We start from the raw sequence: 14,634 nt of genomic DNA on the forward strand, positions 1-14,634 counted from the left end.
TTCCTTTATGTATTATATGGCTTTTTGAAAAAAAATGCATGTTTTCCTGTTAATTTAATAGTGAGGAGGGAATTTGACTGTGGATTTGATGGGTTTACTTGCGAGTTTGGCACTTTTACTTGCGACTTTCTTACTCTTACTTGCGGCTTTCGTACTTTTACTTGCGACTTCTTCACTCTGACTTGCGACTTTCGTACTCTTACTTGCAACTTTCCTACTTTTACTTGCAACTTTCCACCTTACTTGTGACTTCCTCACTCTTATTTGCGGCTTTCACACTCTTACTTGCGACTTTCCTACTTTTACTTGCGACTTCTCCACTTTTACTTGCAACTTCCCCACTCTTACTTGCGACTTTCCCACTCTTACTTGCAACTTTTCCACTCTTACTTGCGACTTCTTCACTCTTACTTGCGACTCTCGCAGCCCTTCTTGCTCCCCCTTTTCCAATCCACCATCCACCAACCAATAAAAAAAAGCCTATCTCTTCCAAAATGGAAAAGATAGACTCCTCACTAAATTTATTAAAGATTTGCTCCATGGCAATTTTTATATTTCTTTCCGCTTCCACAGAAGCATGGCGCATTACGGCCGATGTCTAGTTGTTTAACTGCAGGCTTTTTCTTTGGTTTCTTCTCTCCGCCTTCTTCTTTAGGGTTTACAGCTTGGCCTTTTGCCACTTCTTCCCTTTCTAGATTATTGCGGATTTCTGCTTTCATAATGTATTTTGCGACGTCTTCTTCAATGGCAATGACCATTGCTTCAAACATGGCAAAGCCTTCTGATTGGTATTCACGAAGGGGATCGATTTGTCCATATGCACGAAGGTGAATCCCTTGGCGTAATTGATCCATTTGGTCAATATGGTCAATCCACTTACTATCTACTGCACGAAGAACGATAACTTTTTCGAATTCACGCATTTGCTCAGGAGAAAGCTTCTCTTCTTTTTCATCATAGCTTTGTAGTACTTTCGCAAAAATGAATTCAACGATTTCATCGCTTTCTTTTCCACGAAGATCGCTTGCTTGTACATCGCCCTCATTAAGAAGATTTCCATTAACATAATCCACAATCGTTTGAAGATCCCAGCTTTCTCTGTCGCCATTTTCAGGAGTATGAGCTTGGACATTTCTCTCTAATGATGATTTAATCATATTTTCCACAATGGAGCGAAGATTTTCAGAAGTTAATACTTCATTACGCTGTGAGTAGATAATTTCCCGTTGCTGACGAAGCACATCATCATATTGTAGTAATTGCTTACGTGAATCAAAGTTATTTCCTTCTACACGTTTTTGTGCAGATTCTACAGCACGAGATACCATTTTGCTTTGAATAGGCTGGGAGTCATCCATTCCTAATCTCGACATCATATTTTTCATATTATCAGAGCCGAAACGGCGCATTAATTCATCTTCCATGGATAAATAGAATTGCGTTACCCCTGGATCTCCTTGACGACCAGAACGACCGCGAAGCTGATTATCGATACGTCTACTCTCATGACGCTCTGTACCGATAACTGCTAAACCACCTAATTCTTTTACACCTTCGCCAAGTTTAATATCTGTACCACGCCCTGCCATATTTGTTGCAATCGTAACGGAACCTTTTTCTCCGGCAGTTGCAATAATTTCCGCTTCTCTTTCATGGTTTTTCGCGTTCAAGATATTATGTGGTATACCTTTTTTCGATAAGTACTTCGAAATGATTTCAGATGTTTCAATTGCAACTGTACCAACAAGTACTGGTTGTCCCTTTTTGTGGCGCTCTGCAATATCTTCTCCTACTGCTCTGAATTTCCCGTCCATAGAAGCATAGATTAAATCAGGGCGGTCATCACGAACAATATCACGGTTTGTCGGGATCACAACAACATTCATATTATAAATGTTTCGAAATTCCTCTTCCTCCGTTTTCGCTGTACCAGTCATCCCCGCAAGTTTTTCGTACATACGGAAATAGTTTTGGAATGTGATGGTTGCAAGGGTCATGCTTTCATTTTGAATTTCTAAGTTTTCTTTTGCTTCAATTGCTTGATGCAAGCCATCGCTATATCGGCGGCCTTTCATTAGGCGGCCTGTAAATTGGTCAACAATGACAATTTCGCCATCTTGAACAACATAATCTACATCCTTATGCATACTAGCATGGGCTTTTAATGCTTGGGTAATATGATGGTTAATGGCAACATTGGAAACGTCAAATAGGTTTTCAATTTGGAAAACACGCTCTGCTTTTGACATTCCTTCTTCTGTTAATTGAACGCCTTTTGTTTTTTCATCATACGTATAATCTTTATCTACTTTTAAGCTGCTAACAAAAATATTGGCACGAACATAAAGCTGTGTTGATTTTTGAGCAGAACCAGAAATGATAAGTGGTGTACGTGCTTCATCGATTAAAATGGAGTCCACTTCATCGATTACTGCATAATACAATGGTTTTTGTACCTTTTGCTCGTTATAAAGAACCATGTTATCACGTAAATAGTCAAAACCGAATTCATTATTTGTTCCATAAGTTATATCTGCATTATAGGCAGCCTGCTTGTCTTCTCTAGATAGACCGTTTAAGTTAAGACCTACTGTTAGACCAAGGAAATTATATAATTGCCCCATTTCTGCAGCATCACGAGCAGCAAGATATTCGTTGACTGTAACAACGTGTACACCTTTACCAGATAATGCATTTAAATACACAGGCATTGTCGCAGTTAACGTTTTACCTTCCCCTGTTTTCATTTCGGAAATATTCCCATCATGAAGGGAAGCTCCCCCCATTAACTGCACTGGATATGGATAAAGTCCAAGTACACGCTTTGCCGCTTCACGAACGACTGCAAAAGCTTCTACCAATAAGTCGTCTAATGTTTCTCCTTTTTGGAAACGAGCTTTGAATTCTTCTGTTTTTCCTTTTAATTGCTCGTCTGACAGTGCTGCTGTTTCATCTGCAAGCAATTCAACCTTATCAGCAATCTTAGCTAATTTTTTTATATCGCGTTTGTTTTGATCAAATACTTTATTTAAAATTCCAAGCATTAAAAAACGCTCCTTTTTCTATTGTAATGAGAAATCGCAGTAGATATTGGGAAGACTATCTCTTTTTCATTAAAAAAAGATGAAAAATAATTGTCTTCTTTGTTAACATTTACAGGATTCCATCCATAAAAATCAATTTTTAAGACCAGTTATCTTTAAACGTATACTTATACTAAATTGTATACTATATATTATAGAAGAAAAATGATTGCTAAATACCCATTTCCCCTTAAATTCAAACTAGTATCATCTATACATCTTACCATTTCCACAATAGCGTGACAACTTATACCTTGACAGAAGCCTTCATTCTATCAAGTTCAGCAAAAAAACTCCCTATATTTAATAGGAAGTTTCTATTTGCAACCTTCTCCTGTATGACTCGTTTTTCATTATTTATTAATGAATGGATAAGTCTTTTATTAGCCTTCTACTTAACGTTTATATATGAACCCATAATATAGGCTAGGCTTATTCAATTTTTATCGCTTTTTCCTGTGCTTCGACACAGAGAGCGGCAGCAGTAAATGCATGTTCCTGGGTCATGGCATTTTCTGTTCCATTTAAGCAGTCTAAAATGAATTCTCCGAAGAATGGGTAGCCTACTTTTCCCGTTAATTGAAAATGCGTCTCCCCTTCTCCATTCACTAAATACAAATGGTTGCCTTCGTTGCTGCGAGCAATGTCAATGTATTTACGGACTTCAATATACCCTTCTGTTCCGAGGATCGTAACACGTCCATCTCCCCAAGTTCCTAGCCCATCTGGAGTAAACCAATCGACACGGAAATAGAAAGTAGCACCATTATCTGCAACCAACGTCGCATCCCCATAATCCTGAAACGCTGGGTATTGCTTAAAATTATAGTTGGCAACCTTACTATGGAGAACTTTTGCACTTTTAGCATTAGTATAATGTAAAAATTGCTCAATTTGATGACTTCCGATATCCGTAAGAATCCCGCCATATTGCTCTGGGTCAAAAAACCATTCAGGTCTGCTGTTTGCATTTGCACGATGGGGTCCTGTTCCCATCACAGATATTACTCGGCCAATCGCTCCTTCTTCAATTAACTGCCCAGCAAAAACGGCACTTTCCACATGCAACCGCTCACTATAATAAATTCCCCATTTAAGACCAGTCTCTTCCACTTTTTGCTTTGCTTGTTCAATTTGCTCTAACGCTGTAAAAGCAGGTTTATCAACAAAATAGTGCTTTCCTGCATCTAATACACGTAATCCTAACGGACCACGCTGCACTGGGATATTTGCACTTGCTACTAGATCAATCGTTGCATCTTGAAGAATTTCTTCTTCCGATGCTGCTGCACTAACATTGGGATACGCTTCCATAAACTTCTTTACTTTTTCAGGGTATAGTGATAGGTAAGCCTTTGATACTATCGCTAGCCTTTCCCCCACTTCACACCGTGCATGAGACTTTCACCTCACACGGCGTTCCATCGAAAAATTCCAAAACGAATCAATAGACGGATTAACATGTATGTATATGCATAAGGACTACTGCTCAGGAAATTGTTTTTTTAGTAATAATTTATTAGTCCTATTTAAATGACGACTATTATATTCAGCTTTTGAAATTTTCGACTAGAGTCTATCCCTCCACCAATTATTATCTTGGTTTCATAAGTACTGTGACTCCACTCTCTCGAACGGTTAATCAGTTTTAATAGGTTAATTCCCTTTATATACTGAACTGCTTCTTCGGCTGGTTAATACCTCCACATCCTTCGATTTCCACGTTCCAATTTCTCTATCCTTCCATATATCCTTAGGTTTCTCCTATGGTCCTGTATGCTTGAACTTGCCTGTAACAAGCTATGGGTTTTCATAACGCCAGATTTTTACTTACCCACACATACGAGTGACGTACTTGCCACCTGCTGCATTTCTACAGCATTTATGTCTAGAACCGTACATTCGGAGATTCGTCAGTGTATGCTACACATTCTAACCATAGATACTTTATGGACTCCCGGCATATGGGATACACCGTCTACCACTAGACAGCTTTCGTGATTGACTGTGAAAAATTTTCACTTTATCAACTTACGGTATCTCTCTGCCGACTTCACCGAGCTTCACACCATTCTATTTAACCCTAGAATAAGCATGTCGGAGTATCAGAGTAAGCGTTTCAGAGCGTTACCTCCTCATTCCGCCTATCGAGAAATTAGTTCTCTTAGAGGGTACTAAATACTCCCTAATGCCTAACCTTTTCCGTTAGAAACGTGTCACACCTGGGTCATAAACGGAAACTAAAGTTCCTCCTGCTTCTACCAGACCATTACACATTCCATAAATATGCCCATGATCTAAGCCAATCGCTGCAAATCTGAATTCCCCTTCTTCCACTACTTTGCTTACTTTTCCTTTTGGAGCATAATTCATGCCATCATTTTTATTCAACACTTTCTCCTCCTTTTAATTATTCGTATTTTCCGCCTACGGTAATGTCATTATCTTCAAAGTTTTCTATCGCTGTTTTCTTTTCATAAAAATGGATGGCATTTTTTTGTGTGCCTTCCATTGTGTAAAATAGGCTATCCTTCGTTAATGGAAGTTTAATTGTTTTACCTGTGCTTGCAGATTCATAGATAGCAGAAATCAATTCCAATGTCTGTCTTCCTTGTTTCCCATCAATTAAAACAGGGATTCCATGTTCCAACGCAGTTAATACATCATCAATTTGACCAGTATGCCCCTCATACTGTACTTCTTCCAATTCATCATAATAGTGCTGAATTTTTTCTTCCAACTCTGGATCCTCTTCTGGGAATCCATTTCCCTTCGATTTAGAAGCCTTCACCTTCCATGGCACGGAAACTCTAGCATTTTTCCCTTGAAAAATTAATTGTTGTTCCTCCCCGTGATGAATGACAGAGCTAGTTATTTGAGCAAGGCTTCCATCATTATATCGGCAAATAGCGACAGAAATATCCTCTACCTCTGCATTTTCATGAGAAGCATTACTCATTAATGCAGTAACTTCGGATGGCATCCCGTTCATCCATTTGAAAATATCAATATGGTGCACAGCGTGATTTAGTGTACAGCCGCCACCTTCTTTTTCCCAAGTACCCCGCCACCATAAATCATAATAGCTGTGCCCACGCCACCAGAAGGAATCAACCTGGGTATGGACAATAGGTCCCATAAGTTTAGTATCTAGCACACTTTTCAACTTCATCATTGGGGTACGAAAACGATTTTGTGAAATGACAGAAAGCATTTTATTATTACTTTCAGCAGCTGCATTCATGGCATCACATTCCTCTAGTGAAGATGCCATCGGTTTTTCAACTAATACATTCTTACCGGAATCTAGAAAATTTATCGTAATTTCTGAGTGTGTATAAGGTGGAGTACAAACAGATACTAAATCAATATCTCCTCGTTCTAGCATTTTTGTATGGTCATCATAAACAGCTGCATCAAGCTTATATTCTGTCACCTTCTTTTCTGCCTTCTCCGGATAAATATCACATAACGCAACAATTTGGCACCGATCTGGAAATTGCAAATATGCTTCAATATGAGCGGATGAAATTGCTCCTGCACCGATAATAGCTACTTTTAACACAAAACCCTCTACCTTTCCTTTATATATTTATTCTTCTTATAGGTTATTTAGAAATTTCTTATCATAGAAAATAAGTACTATTCTTCGAGATTATAAAACGCTTACACTATATCTTAAATAACGACTGACCCTGTTGTTGTACAATGAGAGGTTTTAAGGAAATCTAGTCTGATTTATTCCTAAAATTTATTATTCTATTTTGAAAGGTTCTGTTTTCCCTTTCTTGCATTTGTGTGGACAATGATGAATTTACTGAAATGTATTTGTTTAATAATGACTATAAATGAATAGGTTTTATTCTAAAAGGATAGGTTCTTTTGATGATTGAGTTTTTCAGGCTAAATCCTATATCTCATGATTTACCTTCTTCCATAAAACAACTTCAATCAGTGGAGTTTTTTAAAAGCCCCACTAATTGACAGTTGAACCAATCGGTCGTTTACGCGCAGCTCCGTTCTGCCCCGCCACCTGGATTTCTTTTGAAGTGGAAAGGCTACTTTACTGGCCATAATGCGGGATAAATGAGGTACTAATTAATATATCGTTCTATTTTTTTCGTCTGCGATTCCTGATTTTCTATAGAAATACGTATTAATGCGATCACGCCATTCTTTAGCATTTTCTAACTGTAACTGTAAACGTTCTTTCACATTTTCAAATACCCAATTCTCTACTTTTCCTTCTAATTCATTCCAGCTCTTAATAAACGTCTCCACTTCTTCTACACCTTGAAAATGTGTATTATAAATATGCTGGATGACTGTTACTCCGGAATGAAGTTTATGTGAGTATGGTACATGATGGAAAAATAGAAGCAGTTCATCTGGACAATCTTCTAATGAGTTGTATCGTTCTGCATTTGATCCAAAGTATTGTCCCGCATAGCCAGTTCCCGTTTCTATTGTCCGATCTACACCAATCCCATCACGATCTGCAAAGTGATACGTTCCCCATTTTGAGTACTCATATCCTTCAACATTTGGACCATAATGATGGTCTGGATTAACCATCCAGCCAACGCCAAGTGGTGCCGTATAATTTTCATATGTTCTCCATGATTGGAGCAGAATATCTTCAACTGCGCCAGCAACCGTCGGATCACTACCAAAGGTGAATTGAATCCATTCATTTGTGATCGTTTCTGTCGATAAGTCAGGGTTCCAGGTTAATCTGCCAAATCCATAAAGATTGGCCTGTGCTAATGTATTTCCAGTCCAATTTATATCATTGCCAATATTGGATACAGCAGCAATACCGCTATGGCTATAGTTATAGCGTGAACCATCTACTATTGATTTCACGGTCGATCCTTCTCCATCAGAATAGGTATCAAAATCTAGCACCTCTTTCCATTGTGGTACTAAATAGCAAACATCTTTCTGTTGACCGGTATATTCCTGTGCAATTTGAAATTCCACTACCTGATTCGTTTCTTTCATTGCGCCTACTAGTGGAGATATTGGTTCACGTACTTGGAAATCCATTGGCCCATTTTTAATTTGTAAAATGACATTATCAAGGAATCGTCCATCAAGTGGCTTAAAATTGTCGTAGGCTGCTCTTGCCCGATCTGTTTTTCTATCACGCCAATCCTGCAAGCAATTGTAAACAAAGCAACGCCATACTACTTTTCCATTAAAAGGCTGTAATGCTCGTGCTAAAACATTGGCCCCCTCGACATGGCCTCTGCCATATGTGAATGGTCCAGGTCTACCCTCTGAGTCTGCTTTCACCACGAAACCACCGAAATCAGGGATATAGCTATAAATTTCTTCTGCCTTTCTCGCCCACCATTTTCCTACTTCTTTATCAAGTGGATCAGCAGTTGGCAGATTCCCTAATTCTATTGGGCTAGCATAGTTTATACTTAAATAGGTAGTAATCCCATAAGACCTTAAAATATTTGCCACTTCTTTTACTTTAGGTAAAAACTCCTCTGTAAGCAATTTCGTTTCTACATCCCACACATTTACATTATTAATTGAAATAGCATTGACACCTACAGATGATAAGAGACGAGCATAATCTTTTATCCTTGTTACATCCTTACTGAAATCGTTACCATTAAAAAAGATGGATTTTCCAGAATAACCACGTTCAATCGATCCGTTCATGTTATCCCATTGATTCATCATTCTCAACTGATTTTTTGGGGCTTCCACTATTTCTAAGCCCAAAAGAGACTCTTCTTGTTGTAAAATTCTGAGGAAGTGGAAAGCCGCATATAAGGCTCCTCTATCCGTTTTTCCAATTAATAGCACCTGTCTATTATCTTCGGTTGTTTTTAATAAATAGCCTTCCTCATTTAAGTCATCAAATAATTTTGGTGAAATTCCATAATTATTTAAGTTAACGCTTTCATATGTACCCAAAACAATAGAGCTTTCATTTGAAGTATACGGTTGAACAGTTGAATCAACATCTAGCATGGATTTAAGTGCATACTGGAGTTCTCTCGCAGCGGAATCAATAATTGCTGTATTTCCTGCCACTCCAATAGAAGAGGGGATGTCGCTGTATTGATTAGCATTTTCGATTTTACGATACTGCAACCAACAGTGATAACTATTGGTTACGAATCGTTGATTTTCTATATCCATCATTTTTTCCATTTGCTTAATCCTCCTATAATTAACCTATAAAGCTTGATTAAAATTCTGTGAAAAAGCTATGATAAGATCCTACTAATTTTAACTAAAATAATCAGGATACGTATTCTTTAGTTCCTTTTTCTCAAAGTTAACTAAGTTTAAATGTATCCCTATTAATTTTTCTGCATCGTTTGCTTTCTTTTCCTTGATAAACTGAAAGATATCTTTATGCTGAGAAACAAGCATATCCCATTCCAGATTTGATTCTAATCGAAGAACACGCAACCGATCAAAGTGGCTGTTCATTTGTCTAATCATCTTCCAGGTTCTAAGTTTATTACATCCCTCAAATAATAAACGATGAAACTGATCATCTAATTCCAATAATTGTTGGTAGGATTCATTTTTTAAACATAATTCCTGCATGGCAATATTGGATTCCAATTTAAATAACTGCTCTTGTTCAAAAACCTGACAAGCTTCTTTCACAACTGCTTTCTCCATATTTTCTCGAATAAATCTTGCTTCTTCCACAAGATCTAAATCAATCAAGGAAACAATCGTACCAATTTGCGGATATATTCCAAGCAAATCTTCTTGGGAAAGCTTTAAGAAAGCTTCTCTTACCGGAGTGCGACTTACGTTTAACTCACTTGCGATTTCTTGTTCAGAAATCTTAAGCCCAGGTTTTAACTCTAATTCTGTTATTCTATTTTTTAATGTTTCATAAACAAAATCTCGTGTGGAAATATTTTCCCTTTTTCTAATCGAAACTATTATGCTCACCTTTTTCTTGGCATTCTAATTACACTAGTATGGTAGTACGCACTTTCATTATAGAAGTTCTCATCTGGAATTTCAATCCTTTTTATTTGATTAATTGTTTATTTCGGATTATTTAACTTTTGCGAATGCGGGATAATAGGAATATTTCGGAACTTGAATACAGGATTAATTGTCATCTAAGGGAGGCCGTCGAGTAAATTAATATGTCTACTTTACTACCTACCAGGTGATTGCAGAGTCAAAATTTAGTTATAAAGAAATCCTCCATAAAAAAGAGGCTGGGACATAAGTATTCCAGCCATAGATAAACCCGAACAACCATACGATAGTTCCATATAATCGTTCGGGTTTATATTGGTTTATAAAAGGCTGTTTCAGTAAAGATGGTGTTATTATCCGCAGGCTGAATACACTTCGCTTTCCATGGGGCGAGCGCCGAGCCGCTTCGTCACTTAAGTTCCTGCGGGGTCTCGGACTTTCTCGCAGCTCCCATAGGAGTCTACGTGTATTCAGGTTGCTCCGTCTTTCCAATTAATTAATTTTTTCTATTTCCATAATAGTTTATAGAAAAACAATCTTTAAAAACGAATTAGTTTTTACACTGACTATATTTAAAATCATAAATAACTAGCATGAAAAAGTAGCCTTTATTTAAGAACTAAATTAAGGATTGTTCGTCTCTACAGGTTGGCTATTTAGTTTTGTCCCAGCCTCTTCAGAATGTAGACAAACTCCTTGAATTTTGAGGCTTGTTTACAGTTTTTTATTGCCTTCTAACGGGAATTTTGATTTCAACATTCTTTTACCAAGTTAATCTAGAATTCTAATACCGTCAACAACTCACGACTGAAGTCACGAGGGTTCTCGGCTAAAGCCTAAACCTTAAATATTGGTAGATAGTTTTTTTAATGTGTGATCATGCTTTCCAAACATTATTCCATACAAGAGATCAATTAGAAATGATTACTTTAGAACAACTTGTTCCACCAAATTACTTAGTTCGTAAATAGGAAGTTTCTTAAACAAATTATTTTTGTTTTTTCATATACTCGAGTACTTCTAAATCAATCAAGCCTTCTTTTTGTTCTCTTTCTTCAAAGTTCTCGGTATGGATATAGGTTGTAAGTGCTTCGGGTATTTCAGTGATTGTTTCGTTTAGATAGCCCAATCTTTGTAGGTGAGTCGTTAATTCTTCTAACGTACTTCCTTCAATTGAAATAATATTCTCTGGCTTTGATGGAGCGAAATATAGTTGCTGTAATTGATAGATGCGGTCCAGTTCTTTTATTGGCTCTTCATGATCTTCTACACGCAAATCAATATAGCGATCATTAAAGCCGCCATATCCACCTCTATCCTTTACAACAAGCAGAGCTGCTGATTGCTGCCCTCTACTATCGCCGCCCGCATTCTGTCCTGCTTGCAATGCGGCAAGTAATCGTTCAGCCAGGCTTCCTGCTGATTTTTGAAAAGTGTCAGCCATCGCTTTTACCGTATTTTCGTCCACTAGAATATTTCCCTGTGCTGCAAAATGAGTCCCTGTTACTCCTCCAGCCCAGTTATAGCATTCTTTCCCTGTGAAAGTTGCTGCATTGCCGTTAGCATCAATAAAGCCAACTTGTCTTTGTTCTCGTCCTAGGTCCTTATCTAATAACGCATGCAAGGCTTCTTCTGCTGATTTCCCCTCTTCCATTAAGCGTAAGCCTTCTGGACCAAAGGACGTATTTGCATTAGACTGGGTTGCAACGGCTCCAACTCCTGCCTTTGCCCACGGAACAACTGCTCCAACGCCAAGAAATTTCGATTGGACAGCAATGCCCCATTCTTTTTCCTGAGGATCATACCCGACAATAGAAAATGTCATATTCTTGCCTCCTTATTCTTTAAGCTAAGAAAATTGCCCCATACACAAGAGAACCTGCTATCACATAAGCAGGATGAACTTTTACTTTTTCTAATAAAAGTAAACTTATGATGCCAATGAATGCTGTCTGCAGGATTCCGATTCCATTATAAGAATTCTGGAAAAAACTTATCGTCATCATTGCCAGTAAAACAGCAATCACTGGTCTAACTAAGTTTGTCAGTAAATTCACTTTAGGAGAATCTTTAAATTTCATTAACAAACGTAATAGGACAATCATTAAAATTAAGGATGGGGCAACTGTTGCAAATATACCAATGATTGCGCCAAGTACTCCACCCTCTTGAAATCCGATATAGCCTGCCATTTTTGTCGCAATTGGTCCAGGCAATGCATTTCCCATTGCCAGCATTTCACTAAATTCATTTTCTGTTACCCATTCATACCGATCGACCACTTCTTTTTCCACTAAAGGAATCGAAGCTGGGCCGCCTCCATAGCCAAGAATTCCAGGTAGAAAAAATGCCCAAAAGATGTGCCAATAAATCACGAAGCCTTCACCTCTTTTACTTCCTGCTTCTCCTTCTTACTAAGAAGTGAAACGACAATGACGACGCCAATCACAATCGCAGGATGGATATTCAGAAGAACTAAAAGAATGATACTTGCTACCACTAACCCAATCGTTAGCTTCACGCCAAAGCTAGTATTTACTTTCTTTAGAAAGTCCACCGTCAATACCCCTAGCATCACACCAACTACTGGAACTACTGCCTTTGTCATTCCTAATACCCAAGGCTTATCCTTGAAGGAATTTAAGAAGGTTAGGAGAACAATCATTAATAGAATAGTAGGAACAACAGTCGCAATAATGGCGTTTATCATCCCAAAGACTCCCTTTACTTGCCAGCCAATGTAGCCTGCCATTTTTGTAGCAATCGGACCAGGTAAAGCATTTCCTAATGCTAAAACATCGGAAAACTCATCATCTGTCATCCATTTATATTTATCCACTACTTCTTTTTTCACAAGAGGGATAGATGATGGACCGCCGCCATATCCTAATATCCCTACTCGGAAAAAAGCAAGAAATAGATGCCAATGTGTCATAAAATCAACAACCTTTCTGAAGTCTTACCAGGATGCAATCGCTCCATCTGTTCTTGATTCAGTTCCTCCAATTAATGCACCTGTTTCTTCGTCTCGCCAGATAATTTGTCCTCTGCCGAAATGACCGTAGTCTGTAGCCGTTTGAATCTCATGCCCTCGTCTTGCCAGTGCTTGAGCGAGATAGTTTGGAAAATGAGGCTCTACTAAAATTTTCTTGCCTTCCATCCACTGCCATCTCGGTGCATCTAAAGCTGCTTGTGGGTTCAAGTGGAAATCTATTGTATTTGTCACTACCTGGAAATGTCCTTGTGGCTGCATATAACCACCCATTACCCCAAAAGGACCGACTGGTTTATTATCTTTTGTAAGGAATCCAGGAATAATTGTATGATACGTTCGTTTTCCCGGTTTTAATGCATTGGGATGGGTTGGATCTAGTGAGAAATCATGCCCACGATTTTGCAGACCAATCCCTGTTCCTGGAATAACAATCCCTGAACCAAAGCCCATATAGTTACTTTGGATATACGAAATCATATTTCCTTCTTCATCTGCTGCTGCTAAGTAAACCGTTCCGCCCTTTGGAGGGGATAAAGGTTCAGGAGTGATCGCATCCTCTCCAATTTTTTCTCTTCTTAACGCCGCATATTCTTCACTTAATAACTCGCTCACCGTATGAGGCATCTCTTTTTCTTCCGTAATAAAGGCTTTCCCATCTGTAAAGGCAAGTTTCATTGCTTCTATATGTTTATGGTATGTATCAACAGAATCCTTCTCGGTTAAATCAAAGCCTTTTGCAATATTTAGTGCCATTAACGCCACTAAGCCTTGCCCGTTTGGTGGAATTTCCCAAACATCATAACCTTTATAAGAAACAGAAATTGGGTCTACCCATTCTGGATAAAAGCGAGCTAAATCCTCTTTACGAAGATATCCTCCATGCTCCTCCATAAACTGAGTTATTTTGTCTGCCAAATCTCCACGGTAAAAGCTTTCTGCATTCGTTTCTGCAATCGAGCGCAAAGTAGCTGCATGGCCTTCTGAAGACCAAATCTCACCAATTTCTGGTGCTTTTCCCTTTGGTGCAAATGTATCAAACCAAGGCTTATACTCTTCTCCTTGAAAAATCTCTTTAAAACGATTATACGCAAGGTTCCAATACTTTCCTAAAATCGGACTAATTGGATACCCCTCTTCTGCAAGACGAATAGCGGGTGCCAATGTTTCTTTTAATGGTAATTTCCCAAATTTCGCAGAAAGAGCTGCCCAAGCAGATGGAACTCCTGGTACAGTAACTGGGATGACACCATGGGTTGGCATCTTCTCCAAGCCTTTCTCTTTTAATTCATCAATGGAAATAGAGCTTGGTGCAGGACCACTTGCGTTTAATCCATGAAGTTTGTCTTTTACCCATACAAGAGCAAACGCATCTCCACCGATTCCATTAGAAGTGGGTTCTACTACCGTTAATGCCGCTGCTGTAGCAATCGCTGCATCAATGGCATTTCCCCCCTTTTGCAAAATCTCCAGTCCAGCTTGAGCCGCTAAAGGCTGAGAAGTAGCTACCATTCCTTTCTTGGCGAAAACAGTATTGCGCTGAGATGGATAAGGATTATATAAGTAATCTAATTTCAT

Annotated in this window: 11 protein-coding genes and 1 pseudogene; all 12 read right to left on the reverse strand. The window is 38.4% G+C overall.

Features of this window, described 5'->3' with window-relative positions; translation table 11 throughout:
• Positions 1-5: 5 nt before the first annotated feature.
• The 12 genes and pseudogenes from AB3U99_RS19490 to AB3U99_RS19545 all read right to left on the reverse strand — a co-directional run bounded on the left by AB3U99_RS19490 (position 6) and on the right by AB3U99_RS19545 (position 14,634).
• Positions 6-230: a hypothetical protein gene (locus AB3U99_RS19490; protein WP_400243323.1), complete on the reverse strand. Its 225-nt coding sequence runs from the start codon at positions 228-230 to the stop codon at positions 6-8.
• Positions 221-493, reverse strand: coding sequence for a hypothetical protein (locus tag AB3U99_RS19495; protein ID WP_400243325.1), 273 nt, complete (start codon positions 491-493; stop codon positions 221-223). The genes AB3U99_RS19490 and AB3U99_RS19495 overlap by 10 nt, the downstream gene beginning before the upstream one ends.
• Before the next feature lie 31 nt (positions 494-524).
• Positions 525-3,044: a preprotein translocase subunit SecA gene (gene secA, locus AB3U99_RS19500; RefSeq protein WP_400243326.1), complete on the reverse strand. Its 2,520-nt coding sequence runs from the start codon at positions 3,042-3,044 to the stop codon at positions 525-527.
• Between the two features lie 471 nt (positions 3,045-3,515).
• The gene (locus AB3U99_RS19505) at positions 3,516-4,466 is read right to left on the reverse strand and encodes a Gfo/Idh/MocA family protein (RefSeq protein WP_400243328.1); all 951 of its coding nucleotides are present in this window, start codon (positions 4,464-4,466) and stop codon (positions 3,516-3,518) included.
• 840 nt (positions 4,467-5,306) lie between these two features.
• Positions 5,307-5,474, reverse strand: a pseudogene (locus AB3U99_RS19510) (gfo/Idh/MocA family oxidoreductase); the annotation flags it as partial.
• A 19-nt stretch (positions 5,475-5,493) separates the two neighbouring features.
• Positions 5,494-6,648, reverse strand: coding sequence for a Gfo/Idh/MocA family protein (locus tag AB3U99_RS19515; RefSeq protein ID WP_400243329.1), 1,155 nt, complete (start codon positions 6,646-6,648; stop codon positions 5,494-5,496).
• 533 nt (positions 6,649-7,181) lie between these two features.
• Positions 7,182-9,260, reverse strand: a complete 2,079-nt coding sequence (locus AB3U99_RS19520; protein WP_400243331.1) for an alpha-glucuronidase family glycosyl hydrolase — start codon at positions 9,258-9,260, stop codon at positions 7,182-7,184.
• A gap of 78 nt (positions 9,261-9,338) precedes the next feature.
• Entirely contained in the window at positions 9,339-10,025 is a 687-nt protein-coding gene (locus tag AB3U99_RS19525; RefSeq protein ID WP_400243333.1) for a GntR family transcriptional regulator, read from the reverse strand.
• Between the two features lie 1,027 nt (positions 10,026-11,052).
• On the reverse strand, positions 11,053-11,889 hold the full coding sequence (locus AB3U99_RS19530) for a DUF1028 domain-containing protein (protein ID WP_400243334.1): 837 nt from the start codon (positions 11,887-11,889) through the stop codon (positions 11,053-11,055).
• A 19-nt stretch (positions 11,890-11,908) separates the two neighbouring features.
• Positions 11,909-12,439: a chromate transporter gene (locus tag AB3U99_RS19535; protein WP_400243336.1), complete on the reverse strand. Its 531-nt coding sequence runs from the start codon at positions 12,437-12,439 to the stop codon at positions 11,909-11,911.
• Positions 12,436-12,999 carry a chromate transporter gene (locus AB3U99_RS19540; RefSeq protein WP_400243337.1) on the reverse strand — a complete coding sequence of 188 codons (564 nt, stop codon included), beginning with the start codon at positions 12,997-12,999 and terminating at the stop codon, positions 12,436-12,438. The genes AB3U99_RS19535 and AB3U99_RS19540 overlap by 4 nt, the downstream gene beginning before the upstream one ends.
• Before the next feature lie 24 nt (positions 13,000-13,023).
• Positions 13,024-14,634, reverse strand: a complete 1,611-nt coding sequence (locus tag AB3U99_RS19545; protein ID WP_400243339.1) for a gamma-glutamyltransferase family protein — start codon at positions 14,632-14,634, stop codon at positions 13,024-13,026.

This window comes from Niallia tiangongensis, assembly GCF_044704065.1.
Lineage (GTDB): Bacteria > Bacillota > Bacilli > Bacillales > Cytobacillaceae > Niallia > Niallia tiangongensis.